Genomic DNA, 16,401 nt, shown 5'->3' on the forward strand with positions numbered 1-16,401 from the left:
CCTTACGTTTGTTCTGTTCGGGCCGATCAGGCCTGTTTCGTCGTGCGGTTCAAGTGGGCTACCGCCGCCAGGCACGTGAGCTCGAACATCAGGTTCGCGGCGTTGATACAGGTGATCCCGGTCGGATCCAGCGACGGCACGACTTCGCAGATGTCACCGCCGATCAAATCGATGCCATTGAGCGACCGCAGGATCATTTGGGCGTCCCGCATCATGATGCCGCCTGGCTCAGGGACACCCGTGCCGGGTGCGTCCTTCGGGTCCAGACCGTCGATGTCGATCGAGAAGTAAGTCCGGCCGGCGCCGATTACGCGTTTGATCTCCTCGATGACCGCTGCGCGGCCCATCGTCTCGTACTCGTCCATCGTGATCATTCGGATGCCGACCTGACCACCATAGACGATGTCGTCGTCGCCGTAGCGGGTGCCTCGCAGACCGATCTGGACGATCCGCTTGGGATCAAGAAGGCCTTCTTCCACCGCACGACGGACGAAGGTGGCGTGGTTGTACTTCGTTCCCATGAATTCGTCGAAGGTATCGGAATGCGAGTCGATCTGGATCAGGCCGACCGGGCCGTCCTTCGCGATCGCCCTGAGAATTGGAAGCGGGACCGTGTGGTCTCCGCCCACTGAGATCGGAACGGCACCAGCTTCGTGGACGCGCTGGAAGAACTGTTCGATGTGCTCGACGCTTTTCTCGACGCTGAGTGGATGGGTTGGCGCGTCGCCGATATCGGCGATATTCGCGATGCGGTATGGCGCGACGCCGGTGGTCGGATTGACCTGTCGGATCAGGCGCGAGGCTTCGCGAACGCCCGCCGGTCCCTGTCTCGCACCAGACCGATACGTCGCACCGAGATCCAGGGGGACACCGACCAGAGCGATGTCGATGGAAGGCGAAATTTCCGACCGGGCGGCGCGCATGAACGTTGCGATCTCGGCGTATCGCGGGGTTACGGATGAATCTACGGGATTGAATTCGTTCGACATTTCATTCCTTTCTTGTCGGCCAGTGGGGTCAAGCGGCCGCAAATTGAGATCAGCGCGTCAATGCCTCAGCAGGTGGAGCATGTGTTTGCGGTAACGGGTGAATTCCTCGCTCGCGACGATGTCGGGGACCCGCGGCCTCGGCAGTTCAATCCTGAAGTCTTCGATGATCCTGCCGGGGCGTGCGCTCATGACCAGCACGCGATCCGCGAGATAGACGGCTTCCTCGATGTCATGGGTCACGAAGATCACGGTGGTCCGCTTACGAGACCAGATGTCGAGCAGCAGTTCCTGCATCCGAGAGCGCGTCTGCGCGTCGAGCGCCCCGAACGGCTCATCCATCAACAGAACGCCAGGCTCCATCGCCAGCGCGCGGGCGATCGCCACGCGTTGCTTCATGCCGCCCGACAGGACTTTTGGAAACTGGTCCGCGTATTCCTTGAGACCCACAATCTCAATGAGTTCATTGGCGATTTGAGAGACCTTGGCCTTCGGCCAGCGATTTAGTTTCGGGCCGAACTCGATGTTCTGTCTCACTGTAAGCCAAGGATAGAGCGAATAGTTCTGGAAGACCATTCCGCGATCCGGGCCCGGTTGGGCAACGGGTCGTCCATCGACCTTGATCGATCCAGTCGAAGCTTCCACCAGCCCGCCCACAACATTGAGCAAAGTGGATTTTCCGCATCCGGATGGCCCGAGAAGGCAGACGAACTCGCCTTGCTCGATTTCCAGATTGGTATTCGTCAGCGCTATCTGCGGAGCTTCCCGATGCCGAGCGAATTCCACGCTGACGTTGTCGACAAGAACGCGTGTCATGGTGGTCCTCAGTAAATGTAGGGGAAAAACTTGCGGTGCGCATAGCGGAATGCGAGGTCGGTCAAGACGCCCAGGATGCCGACGGCCACGATGCCGGCGATGACCTGATCCGTCAGAAGAAAGCGCTGGGATTGCAGGATGGCGATCCCCATTCCCTTGTCTGCTCCGACGAGTTCCGCAACGATGACATAGGTCCAGGCGATGCCCGCCGTAATGCGCAGCGCATCCACGATTGCCGGAACGCAGGCGGGCAGCAGAACCTTGAAAAACACCTGTCGCGAACTCGCTCCAAGCGAGTAGGCACTGTTCATAAGGTCACTTGAGACGCCTTCCGAAATGCTCGCGATGAACAGGGCGAGCGGGAAGAACGTGCCCATGAAGACGATCGAGATTTTCTGCGATTCGTTGATCCCAAGCCAGATGATCATCAGCGGCACGAAGGCCGTTGCAGGCAAATAGCGCGCGGTGCTGAGCAACGGCTCGAGAAGCGAACGGAAGAACGGGAAATTCCCGATGAGGATGCCGATCGGCACGGCCACTACCGCCGCGATAAAAAATCCGCCGAATACACGGTAAGAGCTTGCCCAGACATCCTCCAAATAGCCACCGCTCACGACCATGTTGGCCAGACGACTGGCGACTGCGATGGGGCTGGGAAGGAAGAAGGGTTGAATCCAACCGGCCTCGGTGACAAGCAACCACAGCAGAAAAAAGGCCAGTACGCCAACGACGGAAATCGTCATCCGCTCGCTTGCAGGCAGGATTGCCCTTGGTCTCAAATATGTCCGCACCTTGGTGAGGAAGCCTGGGCGTATCTCAGAGACGCCCGCCGTTTTGAGTTCGCTTTTCATTGGAAGCGCTTGGGAAGTCCGCATCGTCCCTCCAAGCTCACTTTGCCAGTTCGCCGGCGATGCCGACGACCTTTGCCGCGTCCGGCGTCGAGCGCAGCACGCCGATTTTCTGATAGAACCCGCCCGCCTGGGACACGAGTGCAAAGGCCGGGCTGCGATCGCCGGAGAAGAACGCCACGTTGTCCTGTTTGGTAAAGAAGCGAACGTCCTTCAGCGTGCCCTCGAGTGTCTCGGTGCTCATTTTCAGATTTCGAGCAATGATCTCATGCGCCTCTGCCGGGTTCGTCCCCATGAAAGCGATGCCTTCGAAGTAGGCGTCGACGAAAGCCTTCATCTCCGTCTTGTGCCCGTTGGCATAGTCTGACTTCGCGGCGAGCGCGTCGACGATCAGGCCGGGCATCGTGCTGGTGTCGGCCAGAATTTTGCCGAAGTCGGTGGCTGCGGCCTTGGAAAGCCAGGGCTGCCACGTCACGGCTGCATCGACGCTCCCCGCAACGAACGCTGCGCCGGCGTCACCCGACTTCATGTCGATGACATGGACGTCTTCGAGCTTCAATCCGGCCTTGTTAAGCGCCTGCGCGAGAAGGAACTGCGAGACCGAGCCTTTCTGGACACCGACTGATTTGCCCTTCAGGTCGGCGACGGTAGCTATCTCTTTCTTCGCGACAATTCCGTCGCCGCCGGCCGACTCGTCGAGCGCGGTCAGAACCTCGAGGTCAGCTCCATTTCCGGTAAACAGCGCGAAGTTGTCCATCGTCGAGGCGACGATGTTGATCTGACCGCCCTGCATTGCGGCGATGGCGTCTGAAGATGCCTCGATGATCTGCAGGTTTACATCCAGTCCTGCCTTTTCAAAGAAGCCCTTTTCCTTGGCGATGTAGAGCGCGCCGTAACCGATCCAGGTCGAGTGCGCGACCGAAATTTTTTCCGCCGCATCAGCGGCGTTCCAGCTTGCAGACATGGCGATTACGCCCGCGAGAGCGAGTCCCTTAAGCAGTTTCATTGACGTTCCCCATCGCTGTTTTTTGACGACTGTCTTCTGTCGACAATATTTCGTCTCACATAAGTCCGATCTAGTCAATGCGAAATGGTCCTCTCGCGATAACTGTGATTTATGGGGCTGGCATCACCCCATCAAGTCGTGCGGGATTATCCTGAAACGGCGGAGGCACGGTCGAAAGGCGGAGTATGCGCGTAGAAATCCCACCCCTGGACAAGGTTGATATCCGGCTCCTTCGGGTCTTCAAGGCGGTGACCGAATGCAATGGTTTCGCGGCCGCAGAGGAAACGCTAGGTCTGGGTCGATCAACGATCTCAATCCACATAGCAGATTTGGAGACGCGCTTTGGCCTGAAGCTTTGTGTTCGCGGTCCTAGCGGGTTCTCGCTGACGCCACAGGGACAGGTTGTGTATGAGGCCACCCTGCGGCTCTTTAGCGAGATCAACAGTTTCAGAACAACGGTTGCCGGTTCCAAGGGGCAACTCATGGGCGAACTGACGATATGGCAGATGGAAAACATAGCCAGCGATCGGCTGAACCCCTTGGTTGGTGCGCTTCGGCGATTTCGAGAGCGTTCGAATGGCGTTGAGATAACCATGAATGTTGTGCCGTCCAACGATGTCGAGCGGGGTGTCTATGACGGTCGTTGCGATCTTGGTCTTACCGGAAGCCGAAGCCCGCTGAATGGCTTGAAGTATGAGCAGGCCTACTCCGAAAGAATATCGCTTTACTGTGGTTCGAAGCATCCACTTTTCGATCGTTCGGCAAGTGCGCTTAGCGATGATGACCTTCGTCAAGTCGATTTCGTCCGGCGAGGGTTTTTAACGCGGCAACAGGAAATGGTTGAAACCAATTGGAACTCAACCGTCGTTTCGATGCACGTCGAAGCGACCCTCGAATTCATCTTGACGGGTCTCCATATCGGCTATCTTCCGGATCAGTACTCTGCGGCATGGGTTGACCTGGGCATACTGCGAAAGATCAATCCGGAACGATTCAGCGTGGATTGGCCGGTGTACATCGTGTCTCGGGAGAGCAACGCTCCCTCTGTCCTCGTCTCGACGTTTCGAGATGATCTCCTCAGCGAGTCGCGGCAACTTGCAAACCAGGAGGCGAATTGAACCACGTCAGAAGAGGGTTTTGGCGATCAGCGCCAGCACTCTTTCTCCCTCCCTGAATTGCTCTTTGTCGATAAACTCGTCGACCTGATGAGCCTGTGATATGCTCCCTGGCCCAAAGACCACTGTGGAAAGCCCCGCGGCCTGGAAGAAGCCGGCTTCGGTTGCATACGACACGGCCTTCACATCCGGCGAGGAACTGAAGCGGCTGACGAGCTGTTCCGCAACACTGGAGGCCTCTCTGACAAGTGGCGGAATATCGAAACGCTCCGTGATCTTGATCTCACAACCGGGAGCAGTCGCGCACAGCCCAGGAAGCACAACATCGCGCGCAAGGTTTGAAATCCGGGCAAGGATAGTTGCAGCCTGGCCCTGCTCCACTGTTCGGGCCTCCATCTGGAAGCTGCACCGCGCTGGGATGACGTTTCCAGCGGTGCCTCCTTCGATGACTCCGACAGTGACAGTGGGATGCGGCACGTCGTAGAGCTCGGCATTCGGTGACGGCTGCTTCTCAAGCTCCCTGGCAATCTCCTCCACCTCGCAAACCAGGCGGGCGGCCGCGTGAATGGCATTCGCGCCCAGATGCGGAAGACTTGAGTGGGCCGCCTTGCCGAGAACCTCGATCGTCCAATCGAGCGCGCCTTTGTGCGCGCCTACAACCTGCATTTCGGTGGGTTCGCCGACGATGACCGCGAGAGGCTTCGGAACCGACTTGGCGATATGGCGCACGATCGGTTTTACCCCTTCACAGGAGATTTCTTCGTCATAAGAAAACGCAAGGTGGAGCGGCTTGGTGAGCTCGGCAATGGGCATGGTCGCGGCAAGCGAGAGGGCAAGGGCGAGGAAGCCTTTCATGTCCACCGCACCACGCCCGTAGAGGCGTTTATCCGCCTGCCGCAACGCGAATGGGTCGGAAGTCCAGGGCTGGTTCCCCGCGGGAACCACGTCCATATGGCCCGACAGGACAATTCCGCCCGGAACCATTGGTCCGAGCGTCATGAGCAGGCTGGTTCGGGTGCCATCGGCTGAGGGGAACCTTTGGATGGTCGCCCCCAGGGATCTGGCGAACGTTTCGACATAGTCCGCGATGTCGTGGTTGGATTGACCCGATAGCGACTTAAATCCCACCAGCTTGGATAGGATCTCGATAGCGTCTGTGGAGGGCATCCTTCATTCGACCTTTGGTTCCAGTGGCTGCGACGGCGACTTAGCCCGAAGGATGAAGCCGCCGTCGCCGTCAGCCGGCAAATGGGAGGATGCCGTTGGCCGCCGCGCCAACATTGTGCATTCCGCGGAGTATGAGAGGTGAGCCAGGCAAGCCGATATGTCCTTGCAATACATCCAACCGCCGAGACGAACGTTCCCCAGACTTGGGCTCCCAGTAGACCCCAATCGGACGGCACATGATGTCAAACTTTCAAACAAGGGTTTGAGAGCCATATTGTCGACAGTGGACAATAGGTTCGCCATGCTAGATATCGGCGACGTGTGAGATGAGGTTTCAGATTGGACTGGGCTGGACAGATCGCGTCGGGGACGGTTTTGACCGTTGGGCTGGCACTTGCGACGCTTCCGGTAGGGCTCTTGCTTGGATTGGTGCTGGCCTTGGCATCAAGGTCGGAAAGTCTTTGCCTGCGGTCCGTTGCGGCGGTCTACTCGACAGTCTTCCGCGGCTTGCCGGAGCTTCTGACGCTGATCGTGATCTACTATGGAGCGCAGGAACTGCTCAATCAGTTCGCAGACGAAATCGGGATTGACGGCTTTGGCGAGATCAGCCCGTTTGCAGCGGGCGTATTCTCCCTGGCTCTCGTTTTCGGAGCCTTCTCCGCGGAAGTCTTCCGGTCTGCGCTGAACTCCATCGCCAGCGGCCAGGCCGAGGCCGCGCAGGTGATCGGCCTTAATCGCTTTCAGACATTCAAGGATGTCATCGCACCTCAGATGCTGCGGGCGGCGATGCCTGGCCTGTCGAATACGTGGATTGTATTGTTGAAAGATACATCATTGGTCTCGATCATCGCGCTCAATGACCTCATGCGGACGACCAGCCTGGCGGTATCGAGCACCAAGCAACCGTTCGCGTTCTACGGGGCCGCCTGCATCATCTATCTCCTGTTGACCACGGTCTCGGAACGCACCGCAGGTGTACTCGAGGCACGGTTCTCTCGCGGATATGCCAGGAGCGCGTCTTGAATTTGTTCCTGCCCGATTTTGCCCCTCAGCTTCTGGCCGGTTTTGCCGTCACCCTGAAGATCGTGGCCGTGTCCGCCTTTCTGGGGTTCCTTGCGGCGATTCCGCTGACGATGGCGCTTCTCAGTGGTCGTGCATCCATCCGTCTCATAGCCAGTTCATACCTGCTCTTCTTCCGCGGTACGCCGCTGCTCGCACAGCTTTTCCTGGTCTACTATGGAAGCGGCCAGTTCCGCACAGCCCTGGACCATGTCGGCCTCTGGTGGCTCTTCGCAGACCCCTTCTTCTGCACGATCTTGACGTTTTCGCTGAACACCGCAGCCTATCAAGCCCAGATTTACCGCGGCGCCATAAACTTGGTCGCGCGCGGGCAAACCGAAGCGGCGCAGACCCTCGGTTTGTCCCCCTACAACACGTTTGTCGACATCTTGATTCCGCAAGCGATGGTCGTCGCGGTGAGACCGCTCGGCAATGAACTCGTTCTTCTTGTAAAGGCGAGCGCCGTCGCCTCCATCGTCGCCGTCTATGACCTGATGGGTTCCGCCAGATTGGTCTATGCGCGGAGCTTTGAACTAAGCCCATATCTTTGGGCGGGGCTTATCTACATCTGCTGCGTTGAGGTGCTCAGGTTGAGCTGGAATGTCCTCGATCGCCGGTTTCGGCGGCATCTGCCGAACAGCCATTGACAGATATCTTCGCATCGATAGATTGCCGACTGTCGACAATGAAATTCGAACGATACCCCTCTGGGAGGAACCAATGAATTGGAAGCGTCTTACGACGGCAGCCGTCTTTGCGGCTGTATGTTCGGTCAACTCGGCTTACGCACAGCAAGACGTGAAAATCGGAACGGAGGGTGCCTTTCCTCCCTTCAATTTTGTCGACGCGAATGGCCAGCCGCAAGGGTTCGAAGTCGATCTCGGTTATGCAATCTGCAAGGCGGCCAAGCTGAATTGCACATTTACCGCCATCGCGTTCGACGGTCTTATTCCTGCACTCAAGGCAAAGAAGATCGATGCGATCATCGCCTCGATGAACATCACCGACGAACGCAAGAAAGTCATCACGTTCGTCGGGCCCTATTACGTCGATCCGCCTCGCTTCGTTGGCAAATCTGGATCGTCTGCCGATGTCACCCCGGCGGGGCTTAAGGGCAGAACCATCGGTGTAGCGTCGGGAACGATCAGCGAGAGTTACGTTCGCGACGTTGCAGGGACAACAGCAAAAATCACGAGCTATCCGAGCCTGGACAATGCTCTTCTTGACTTGTCGGCCGACCGCGTCGAACTCGTCCTTGACAACGCGATCGCCCTCTCCGAGGGATTTTTGAAGAAGCCTGAAGGAAAGGAGTTTGAGTTTATCGGACCGGCGCTGTCGGACACCAAGCATTTCGGCATCGGCCCAGGCATTGGAATTCGCCAGAACGAAAAGGCTACGGCATCCGCGCTTGCTTCGGGCCTGAAGGCGGTACAGGACTCCGGCGAGTTCAAAACACTGAGCCAGAAGTATTTTGGCATGGATATCTCTCCGAAGAAGCCATGAGCATTCGGAGCAAGAGCATGGATTCCGAACGACACACAACCGATCCGGCGATCGATGTCGCCGGAGTGTCCAAGCGATTTGGCCAACACCCGGTTTTGACCGCAATCACCTTGCAGATGCCGGCCGGAAAACGGTTCGTCGTCTGCGGTCCGTCGGGATCGGGCAAGTCGACCCTTGTACGCTGCATCGTCGGTCTTGAGCGAAGATCCGCAGGCTCAATCAGGGTAGCGGGTCATGATCTCGATCCCGATTGTGCGAACGCAAGGCAACTCGCCGGCGACGTCGGAATGGTCTTCCAGCAATTCAATCTTTTCCCGCATCTGACCGTCATGGAAAACCTCATCCTGGCCCCGCGGCGCGTAAGGAAGATGACACGGGCTGCTGCGGAGGAAATTGCCATGGCGCAGTTGAGAAAGGTGCGCGTGGAGCAACTGAAGGACAAGTATCCGTCTCAGCTATCAGGAGGTCAGCAGCAACGCGTGGCAATCGCCCGTGCTTTGACGATGCAGCCTGCCGTGATGCTCTTCGACGAGCCGACCTCGGCGCTCGATCCGGAACTGGTGAACGAAGTGCTCGACGTCATGCTGGGTCTTGCCGACGAAGGGATGTCGATGATGATCGTCACGCATGAGATGCGATTTGCGAGGCAGATCGCCGACCAGATCGTCTTCATGGATATGGGGGAGATCGTCGAGCTTACGCCGCCCGACTGCTTCTTCAACGCGTCTCAAAATTCCAGAGTGCGTTCTTTTGTGGAAGCCACGACAAGGGGATAGCCGCTGTACCTTCATGGTTGCCAATAAAAACCCAAATAGAATGGAGCTCGTGACTGGACCCGATTCGGTCGTTGCTCGCACCAATAATTCATACGCGTCCAGAGCTGCTTTGCGACATTCCCCGAGAAGGCGGGTTTCATCGCGCGTCATCTCCGTTTTTGGCATCGATTGGATCGCAGCTGGGATCGGTGGGACGTGCTCGTTGCGATCTGGCGGTGAGCCGAAAGCGATCTGGACCGTCTGCTGAAAACAGCCTGCGGTGTCGCCGAAGGTGAGCGTCAAGCCGCCGGCCAAGTGTGGGCTGGTAGCGAATGACGCCGCGGCGCCCGGCAGTCACTCTGCGACGTCACAATGCTGCCCTCGGCCGATGGAGCGAGCACGGCCAAAGCCAGGACCAGTCCCAGGCAAAGCCACCGGCACTATGAGGAGTTACATGACCAATTCCGACCTTGCATCCAAATTGAAAGACGACACTCTCCTGGTAAACAAGGCGTTTGTGGGCGGGCGCTGGGTGGGTGCCAGGGAAGGATCCGTCTTCGCCGTGACCGACCCGCCACCGGCGAACACATCCTTTCAGTCCCAGATATGGGCGAACTGGAGCTCCGGGAGGCAATCGATGCCGCGCACGAAGCACAGAAGAAGTGGGCGAAGCTGACCGGAAAGGAGCGAGCATCATACCTTCGAAAGCTGTATGATCTCGTCGTTCAAAATGTCGAAGATCTTGCGATCATTCTGACCGCGGAAATGGGCAAGCCCCTGCAAGAAGCCCGGACCGAAATTCTCTATGGGGCGTCCTACATCGAATGGTTCGCCGAGGAAGCAAAACGGATTTACGGCGATGTCATTCCCGGCCATCAGGCTGACAAGCGCATTTTCGTGCTGAAGAGTCCGGTTGGTGTGGTTGGAGCAATTACGCCCTGGAACTTTCCAAGCGCGATGCTCGCCCGGAAACTTGCGCCCGCTTTGGCGGTGGGATGTTCGGTGGTCGCCAAGCCGGCCGCGCAGACACCATTGTCGGCGCTCGCCCTTGGGGTACTTGCGGAGAGGGCCGGTATCCCGGCGGGCGTGCTGAACATCGTCACATCCACCAACGCAGCAATGGTTGGTTCGGTGCTCTGCGCAAGCGACAAAGTTCGAAAGATCTCGTTTACAGGCTCGACGAATGTCGGACGGATCCTGATGAGGCAAGGTGCGGACCAGATCAAGAAGCTCAGCCTTGAGCTTGGCGGCAATGCACCGTTCATCGTTTTCAACGACGCCGATATCGACGCGGCCGTGGAAGGGGCGGTCGTTGCCAAATTCCGCAATGCGGGCCAGACCTGCGTCTGCGCAAACCGCATCTATGTGCAGTCGGGAGTCTACGAGGAGTTTGCGTCGAAACTCGCAGGCCGGGTGCGCAACCTGAACGTCGGCAATGGCTTTGCTGAAGGGGCACAGATCGGCCCTCTGATCGATGAAAATGCAGTCAACAAGGTCAATGAGCATCTGCAGGATGCGCTGTCGCACGGCGCGCATATAGCGACAGGCGGGACAAGCGGTGAACAGGGCAAACAGTTTTTCTCGCCGACCGTACTCCTCGGTGTCACCTCCAAGATGAAGGTTGCGGCGGAGGAAACCTTTGGTCCCCTTGCTCCGCTGTTCTCCTTCGAGACAGAGGAGGAGGTCGTAGCGATGGCAAACAAGACCGAGTTCGGTCTTGCCGGCTATTTCTACTCGCGAGATGTCGCACGTATATTCCGCGTTGCCGAAACTGGGATGGTGGTATCAACACAGGTCTGATCTCGACCGAGGTCGCTCCGTTTGGCGGCGTGAAGCAATCGGGGATGGGACGGGAGGGCTCGAAATACGGAGCCGACGACTACATCAACATCAATACATCTGCTTGAGTATTTCGTAGCCGATGATCGAGGCCTGGTAAGCGTGGCGGAATGGGTGCCATTTGCGGAAGTGTCCTCAATTCGGCTCTCGTCGCGGCAATGGCCATCGTGAAGGCTTTGACGTTCGCAATCATCAAACCTTCGTTTGGTGCAACATAATTTCGAACTTCCCCCGGTGATCTAAACAAGGCCAGGTGAGTCTCGGCCTCTCCTGCGCAGCGATGCGGCGAAGCCGGGCTTCCCGTAGACCAAAAGCTCAGGACGGGACGAGGGGGTGCTCGATCGGCTTCCAGCCGAACCGCCACCTTGGGTGATTTCGGCGCGTCGGATCTTTGAGGATCACCATAGCCGGCAGGCGCTCTTCGATGCGTCACCGATGGAGGTAAGAGAGCAAAAGCATGAACCAGGACATTGGCAGCTACTTCAATCGGTTCTCCGTCCCGTCCGAAGTCATTTCCTTCGTCTGCCGTCCGATAGGCCATTTCATCGACGGCAAGGAAGTTGATTCAGCCGCCGAAGTCATCGATGTCATCGAACCGTTCACTCGTCAAAGATTGACGGGAATGGCAAGCGGAAATGCTGAAGTTGTCGATCGCGCGGTGCGTTCGTCCCGCAAGGCTCTCAACGGCCATTGGGGCAGAATGCCGGCGCTGGAACGACAGAAGCTTATCCTGCGATTGGCTGAAGCGATCGACGCCGACGCAGATTTCCTGGCCCATCTGGAAACCATCGACGTTGGGAAAGCGATTTCCGACGCGAGGTCGATCGACGTTTTCGGCTCGATCGCAAATTTCGACTATTTTGCAGGCTGGACAAGCAAGCTGGATGGCAGGACAGCGAGCGCAGTCTCCCTACCTGGCGAGACGCTGACCTACACCATCAAGGAGCCGGTCGGGGTTGTGGCGGCAATCATCCCGTGGAATTTCCCACTGCAGATCCTCTCGTGGAAACTTGCGGCCGCGCTTGCTTGCGGATGCACGGTCGTCTGCAAACCGTCGGAGCTCACGCCTCTCTCGGCAATGAGGGTCGCCCAACTCGCGACCAAGGTTGGTTTTCCTGACGGCGTTATCAACGTCGTAAATGGCTTTGGGCATATCATCGGCCAGGCGTTGGCCGCCCACCCGGGTATCGACAAACTTTCGTTTACAGGTTCGACAGCCGTGGGAACGGCGGTTGGGAAAACCGCGCTCGATACGATGAAGCGCCTGACGCTTGAGCTCGGAGGTAAATCGCCTGTGATCGTGACGAGGCAGGCGAACCTGGATAACGCAGCGAACGCAATTTTGTCAGGAATATTCATGAATTCCGGCCAGGTCTGCGACGCGGGATCGCGCGTCTATGCCCATGCCAGCGTCCACGACGAATTGGTCGAGAAGCTGAAGGATGGTGCAGAGAGTTTGGCAATTGGTTCTGGTTTGGATCCGATCTCCAGGATCACCCCACTCGTCTCGGCGGCGCATCGGGGCCGCGTCCTGGAGCATATCAAGAGCGCACATTTGGAAGGCGCATTACTCGTTACAGGCGAAGGGCCAGGCGGAACGGGTCGCGAGGACGGCATTCTTCGTCCGACGATCTTCGCTGAATGCTCCGAAGGAATGGGAATTTTCCGCGAAGAAATCTTCGGCGCCGTTCTGGGCGTTGCACGATTTGAGACCTTTGATGAGGCGGTGGAAAAGGCCAATGCGAGCATCTATGGGCTGGCTGCCGCTGTCTATTCCGACAATGTCGACGAAACAGTGCAGCTGTCCCGGCGGCTCAAAGCCGGGAACATTTACATCAATGCACATGGGCTGCTGGATCCGACCATGCCATTCGGTGGGGTGGGAGCTTCGGGCTTTGGCAAGGACATGGGACCGGAACAACTCGACGGATTCCTGACAACAAAAAGCATCTACCTTCAACTCGGAAAGTGATGCGTAACTATCTCACACAGCGCTTTCGGGAGGAGGCAACGATGGAAACATTGCGGCGAACTAACACTGATCAGGAGCTGCCACGGTTTTCGGAGCACACTCGGGCCATTGCCAGTGAAGGAGCGGCAGGCTGGGCGATCGCGGACGCGGCGGCGGATGCTGTAGATCGAGGCGAAGACGTCGTCAGCCTCTGCCTTGGGGATACCTCGTTCGACACGCCGACGAGGATATCTGAAGCTGCCATTCAAAGCATCCGAGGCGGTCGGACGCACTACGCTCCGGTTCCGGGCACGCCGGGCCTTCGTCGCAGCATTGCTGCCGCGCAAAAACGGTTCGATGGGCGTGATTGGAGTGCAGCACAAGCCATTGTATTCGGTGGAGCACAAAATGCTCTTTTCGCCGCCCTGATGACCGTTGCCGGAGCTGGCGACGAGGTGCTCTGCCTCGAGCCTTGGTATGCCACATACGAAGCGGCAATACGCGCCGGTGGAGCAGTGGCCCGACCCGTCAAACTATCGCTGCAAAATGCGCGGGAGAAAATGTCCGAGGATATTCTCAGTGCAGTGGTCGGAGATCGAACGCGGGCAATCTTGCTGAACTCCCCAAACAATCCCGGCGGATATGTGTTCGGCAAGCAGGATCTGGAAACCGTTGCGAGATTTGCTGAGCGGCACAATCTGTGGATCATCAGTGATGAGGTTTACCGCAGCACAATCTTCGACGGCGAGTTCCTCTCAGTAACGTCCATTCCCGGCATGACGGAGCGGACGATAATTGTGAACAGCCTGTCCAAGTCTCATGCAATGACTGGCTGGAGACTAGGATGGACGCTTGGGCCGGTCTCGGCATCAGTTCATTTGGAAAATCTTGCGCAATGCATGCTCTTCGGATCGCCGACCTTTATTCAGGATGCCGCAGCGGTGGCTCTCGATGCGGCGGGTGACGAGGAGATGCGGTTTTTCTCAAGCGAACTGAAGCGCAGACGCGATCTGATGTGCGCTAGCTTGTCCGAGATTCCCCAGCTGAAATTTGCGCGGCCGGGTGGCGGCATGTTCTGTTTCGTCGACGTCAGTGCGACGGGTTTACCCGGCACTGAGTTTGTCGAGCGTCTGTACTCCACGGAACGACTGGCAATCGTCCCGGGCGTCGCGTTTGGGCCGAATATGAAAAACTTCATACGCATCTCGTTCTCGGGTGCCGACTCCGTGATCGAGAGCGGAATGGACCGGCTGAGACGATTTTGCGCGGGATTGTAGCAACGACGTGTCGAATTTGGTAACTGCTCGTACGCGAGCCGCTCGCCCCTGGTACTGGGCAAGCGATCTGCACGGGGAAAAAGGGGCAGGGGCTTGAGTACACAGGTTGCAGCGACGGCCAGCTGTACGATCCGGAATTCGGGCCATGGGATGGATTCCTTGGTTTGGGAATGGGACTGCTCGCTGCACCCTTGCCCTCGTCACGACGGTGCTAAGGCTGCGGCGGCAGTTAACGTTTCGACCTACTAGGCCTTCATACACGAGGAGCCATTGCGTCGCGCCGGTGGCCAGGAGGTTCGTGGACACGCCAAGCTGCGTGGGTAGTAAGATACTCGATGCCATCACTACGCGGGATTGACGGGTTGAGTGTTCCCGGACTGAAGTTTTTGGACAGGTGGGTTGCCGAGCAATTCCCCATTGCGGCGCCAGACGATCCGATCGCCGCCAGCGACTTGGCAGATCAATTGATGAAAGCGCCGAGAAGCGGCATCGTAGCGCCGGCTTCAACCGCGTGTGGTTATGTACCATGAAGTAGCAGAAAATGTGTTACGCGTTGCGATACCTATTGTGATACAAATTGCCCACCGTTACGAAGAAAAATATAGTAAATACAATCGTGTAGAGCCGAAGCCGATCCCAGCCAAGGTACCATCGAATTTCCCGCTAAAGTCTTGATTGCCGATCGACGATCCACGAGAGGTCAAGACCTGTATGCGCTGTCGGCAGGGCAGGAAGACCCTGACTGCACACACACCGCGGTGCGGATACCCGCGCCGCAGCTTAGGTTTCATTTTACTCCAGCGGTTCGTCGGTCGGCCGAGGCGTCGTGCCTGCCTGACGAGGACGGCCGGCATTGCGATTTGCAACGCGGCTGTCGAGCGGCGATCTGGACGCTTGCTGGGCGCCAGCGGTCTTGGGTGCCGTCGGCTTGGCGCCGGAATCGCTGTCTTCAGCATCGCGACGGGGATGTGGCAGGCCGGCGGCCTCGGGCGATCTGGCCGAAGGTGTGGCGGCCGGGTTTGTCGATACGGGTTTGTCCTTGGCCATTTTCAACTCTCGCCTTTTCAGCATGCAGACGGCCGGACAACAAAGTCGGGCCACTGGGGCAGAACGGTCAGCCGTGCGGGCGCATCACGACTTTCTGCAGCGATGTCGCGTTCATCCTGGATCGTCGGATCGGCCACCTGTTCGCAACGTATGTCGCCTTTGCCGTGCCATGTGAGGGCCTTCATGTGCTGTTCCTTGACGACAAGCCCTGCGAGCCCGAACTTGGCTTGATGTGAAATGTTCCCGCTTCCAACGAGCATCCGGCCTCAACCCTTGGCGGCCGAGCCGGGTTCGGCCATGCCGCAATGCTGCTCGGCCAGGGTGCCGGCCGGCGTGCCATGCGCCGCTGCAACCTGCAGCTTGTTTTTCCAGCCGCTGATCGCCTGCTGCCACGACCGCATCCCTGATCGCTTCGCAGGGCAGAGGTTTGGCGCAAGCGCAGGATCTGCTATCGCGCCAGCATCGCGGCGACAACGAACACGACGGCGGCAACGACGACAAGCGCGACAATGGCCAGCACCGGGCCGTTTTTACTCGGGGCCGGGGCTCGCTCGTCGTCCGGCCGCCGCATCGCATTGGCGAAGCTTGCTTGATTAGCGAAAGCCGGCGTGCCCGTCGCTGCGGGAACCGGCACGGCGCAGGTGTCTGCTGCTTCGGCATCGGTTTCCATAGGCGCCGCCGCCGGGTCGAATCCCGGCGTCTTGTCCTCTGTCACCCCAGACTGAATATCGCCTCTGTCTTCGGCCGGGTTACGTTCGACGTTCATGATGATGCTCCTGCCGCTGGCGGCCATGGTCGGCAACGCGGCAGATTCGGCAAAGTTCCAGTCTGGCTCGCAATGCCCGCTTACGCACACCGCCGCTCGTTGACCTTGAGCTGGCTCGTTCCAGCCACTCCAACCCAAATTGCCAGTCCGGCTCCCGGCGGCGCGCTGTTTGGATTCCGTGGGAACATCAACAGCGCCAGCGAGTTCGGTATGTGCAGCGAGTTCCCTGTTCGCCGCATGGCCGACTGCCGGAGCTCTTGACTGCC

14 protein-coding genes and 3 pseudogenes are annotated in these 16,401 nt (G+C 58.3%); 8 read left to right on the forward strand and 9 right to left on the reverse strand.

Translation table 11 applies throughout. The features are described 5' to 3' along the window. Positions 1–26: 26 nt before the first annotated feature. From X771_RS160060 to X771_RS160045, 4 genes are read right to left on the reverse strand one after another with little or no spacing between them, the layout of a single operon-like run. Positions 27–989 carry an agmatinase gene (locus tag X771_RS160060; RefSeq protein WP_023686784.1) on the reverse strand — a complete coding sequence of 321 codons (963 nt, stop codon included), beginning with the start codon at positions 987–989 and terminating at the stop codon, positions 27–29. A gap of 57 nt (positions 990–1,046) precedes the next feature. After that, entirely contained in the window at positions 1,047–1,802 is a 756-nt protein-coding gene (locus X771_RS160055; protein ID WP_023686785.1) for an ABC transporter ATP-binding protein, read from the reverse strand. Positions 1,803–1,810: 8 nt separating this feature from the next. Next, positions 1,811–2,653, reverse strand: coding sequence for an ABC transporter permease (locus tag X771_RS160050; protein ID WP_245262520.1), 843 nt, complete (start codon positions 2,651–2,653; stop codon positions 1,811–1,813). Positions 2,654–2,690: 37 nt separating this feature from the next. Then, a complete protein-coding gene (locus X771_RS160045; RefSeq protein ID WP_050587398.1) occupies positions 2,691–3,656 on the reverse strand; it encodes an ABC transporter substrate-binding protein in 966 nt (321 codons plus the stop codon). Positions 3,657–3,841: 185 nt separating this feature from the next. Between X771_RS160045 and X771_RS160040 the strand changes: the two genes are divergently transcribed. Further along, positions 3,842–4,774 carry a LysR family transcriptional regulator gene (locus X771_RS160040; protein WP_023686788.1) on the forward strand — a complete coding sequence of 311 codons (933 nt, stop codon included), beginning with the start codon at positions 3,842–3,844 and terminating at the stop codon, positions 4,772–4,774. 6 nt (positions 4,775–4,780) lie between these two features. Here X771_RS160040 and argE read toward each other — a convergent pair whose 3' ends face one another. Next, complete coding sequence (gene argE / locus X771_RS160035; protein WP_023686789.1) at positions 4,781–5,938, reverse strand: acetylornithine deacetylase; 1,158 nt, start codon at positions 5,936–5,938, stop codon at positions 4,781–4,783. A gap of 339 nt (positions 5,939–6,277) precedes the next feature. Here argE and X771_RS160030 point away from each other — a divergent pair, with 339 nt between their 5' ends. From X771_RS160030 to X771_RS160005, 7 genes and pseudogenes are all read left to right on the forward strand, one after another. Continuing rightward, the gene (locus tag X771_RS160030) at positions 6,278–6,961 is read left to right on the forward strand and encodes an ABC transporter permease subunit (protein WP_023723365.1); all 684 of its coding nucleotides are present in this window, start codon (positions 6,278–6,280) and stop codon (positions 6,959–6,961) included. Continuing rightward, positions 6,958–7,644, forward strand: coding sequence for an ABC transporter permease subunit (locus X771_RS160025; protein WP_023670591.1), 687 nt, complete (start codon positions 6,958–6,960; stop codon positions 7,642–7,644). The genes X771_RS160030 and X771_RS160025 overlap by 4 nt, the downstream gene beginning before the upstream one ends. A 73-nt stretch (positions 7,645–7,717) precedes the next feature. Then, on the forward strand, positions 7,718–8,500 hold the full coding sequence (locus tag X771_RS160020; RefSeq protein WP_023686791.1) for a transporter substrate-binding domain-containing protein: 783 nt from the start codon (positions 7,718–7,720) through the stop codon (positions 8,498–8,500). Positions 8,501–8,517: 17 nt separating this feature from the next. Beyond that, on the forward strand, positions 8,518–9,276 hold the full coding sequence (locus X771_RS160015; protein ID WP_023686792.1) for an amino acid ABC transporter ATP-binding protein: 759 nt from the start codon (positions 8,518–8,520) through the stop codon (positions 9,274–9,276). 433 nt (positions 9,277–9,709) lie between these two features. Continuing rightward, a pseudogene (locus tag X771_RS01000000164695) lies at positions 9,710–11,173 on the forward strand (NAD-dependent succinate-semialdehyde dehydrogenase). A gap of 378 nt (positions 11,174–11,551) precedes the next feature. Then, the gene (locus tag X771_RS160010) at positions 11,552–13,066 is read left to right on the forward strand and encodes an aldehyde dehydrogenase family protein (protein WP_023686793.1); all 1,515 of its coding nucleotides are present in this window, start codon (positions 11,552–11,554) and stop codon (positions 13,064–13,066) included. Positions 13,067–13,107: 41 nt separating this feature from the next. Next, positions 13,108–14,322, forward strand: coding sequence for a pyridoxal phosphate-dependent aminotransferase (locus X771_RS160005; protein ID WP_198025437.1), 1,215 nt, complete (start codon positions 13,108–13,110; stop codon positions 14,320–14,322). A 792-nt stretch (positions 14,323–15,114) separates the two neighbouring features. Here X771_RS160005 and X771_RS160000 read toward each other — a convergent pair. From X771_RS160000 to X771_RS159990, 4 genes and pseudogenes are all read right to left on the reverse strand, one after another. After that, complete coding sequence (locus X771_RS160000) at positions 15,115–15,369, reverse strand: hypothetical protein (protein ID WP_031202443.1); 255 nt, start codon at positions 15,367–15,369, stop codon at positions 15,115–15,117. A gap of 104 nt (positions 15,370–15,473) precedes the next feature. After that, a pseudogene (locus tag X771_RS1000000166330) lies at positions 15,474–15,554 on the reverse strand (oxidoreductase); the annotation flags it as partial. Positions 15,555–15,635: 81 nt separating this feature from the next. Next, a pseudogene (locus X771_RS1000000167920) lies at positions 15,636–15,749 on the reverse strand (oxidoreductase); the annotation flags it as partial. 68 nt (positions 15,750–15,817) lie between these two features. Further along, entirely contained in the window at positions 15,818–16,135 is a 318-nt protein-coding gene (locus X771_RS159990) for a hypothetical protein (RefSeq protein ID WP_031196696.1), read from the reverse strand. Between the last annotated feature and the right edge of the window lie 266 nt (positions 16,136–16,401).

Origin of the sequence: Mesorhizobium sp. LSJC269B00, assembly GCF_000502815.1 — a bacterium.
Lineage (GTDB): Bacteria > Pseudomonadota > Alphaproteobacteria > Rhizobiales > Rhizobiaceae > Mesorhizobium.

What these genes read in the sequence shown, in the direction of transcription:
- X771_RS160060 (WP_023686784.1), bottom strand. Translation starts at nt 989, where the DNA reads ATGTCGAACGAATTCAATCCCGTAGATTCATCCGTAACCCCGCGATAC.
- X771_RS160055 (WP_023686785.1), bottom strand. Translation starts at nt 1,802, where the DNA reads ATGACACGCGTTCTTGTCGACAACGTCAGCGTGGAATTCGCTCGGCAT.
- X771_RS160050 (WP_245262520.1), bottom strand. Translation starts at nt 2,653, where the DNA reads ATGAAAAGCGAACTCAAAACGGCGGGCGTCTCTGAGATACGCCCAGGC.
- X771_RS160045 (WP_050587398.1), bottom strand. Translation starts at nt 3,656, where the DNA reads ATGAAACTGCTTAAGGGACTCGCTCTCGCGGGCGTAATCGCCATGTCT.
- X771_RS160040 (WP_023686788.1), top strand. Translation starts at nt 3,842, where the DNA reads ATGCGCGTAGAAATCCCACCCCTGGACAAGGTTGATATCCGGCTCCTT.
- argE (WP_023686789.1), bottom strand. Translation starts at nt 5,938, where the DNA reads ATGCCCTCCACAGACGCTATCGAGATCCTATCCAAGCTGGTGGGATTT.
- X771_RS160020 (WP_023686791.1), top strand. Translation starts at nt 7,718, where the DNA reads ATGAATTGGAAGCGTCTTACGACGGCAGCCGTCTTTGCGGCTGTATGT.
- X771_RS160015 (WP_023686792.1), top strand. Translation starts at nt 8,518, where the DNA reads ATGGATTCCGAACGACACACAACCGATCCGGCGATCGATGTCGCCGGA.
- X771_RS160010 (WP_023686793.1), top strand. Translation starts at nt 11,552, where the DNA reads ATGAACCAGGACATTGGCAGCTACTTCAATCGGTTCTCCGTCCCGTCC.
- X771_RS160005 (WP_198025437.1), top strand. Translation starts at nt 13,108, where the DNA reads ATGGAAACATTGCGGCGAACTAACACTGATCAGGAGCTGCCACGGTTT.
- X771_RS160000 (WP_031202443.1), bottom strand. Translation starts at nt 15,369, where the DNA reads ATGGCCAAGGACAAACCCGTATCGACAAACCCGGCCGCCACACCTTCG.
- X771_RS159990 (WP_031196696.1), bottom strand. Translation starts at nt 16,135, where the DNA reads ATGAACGTCGAACGTAACCCGGCCGAAGACAGAGGCGATATTCAGTCT.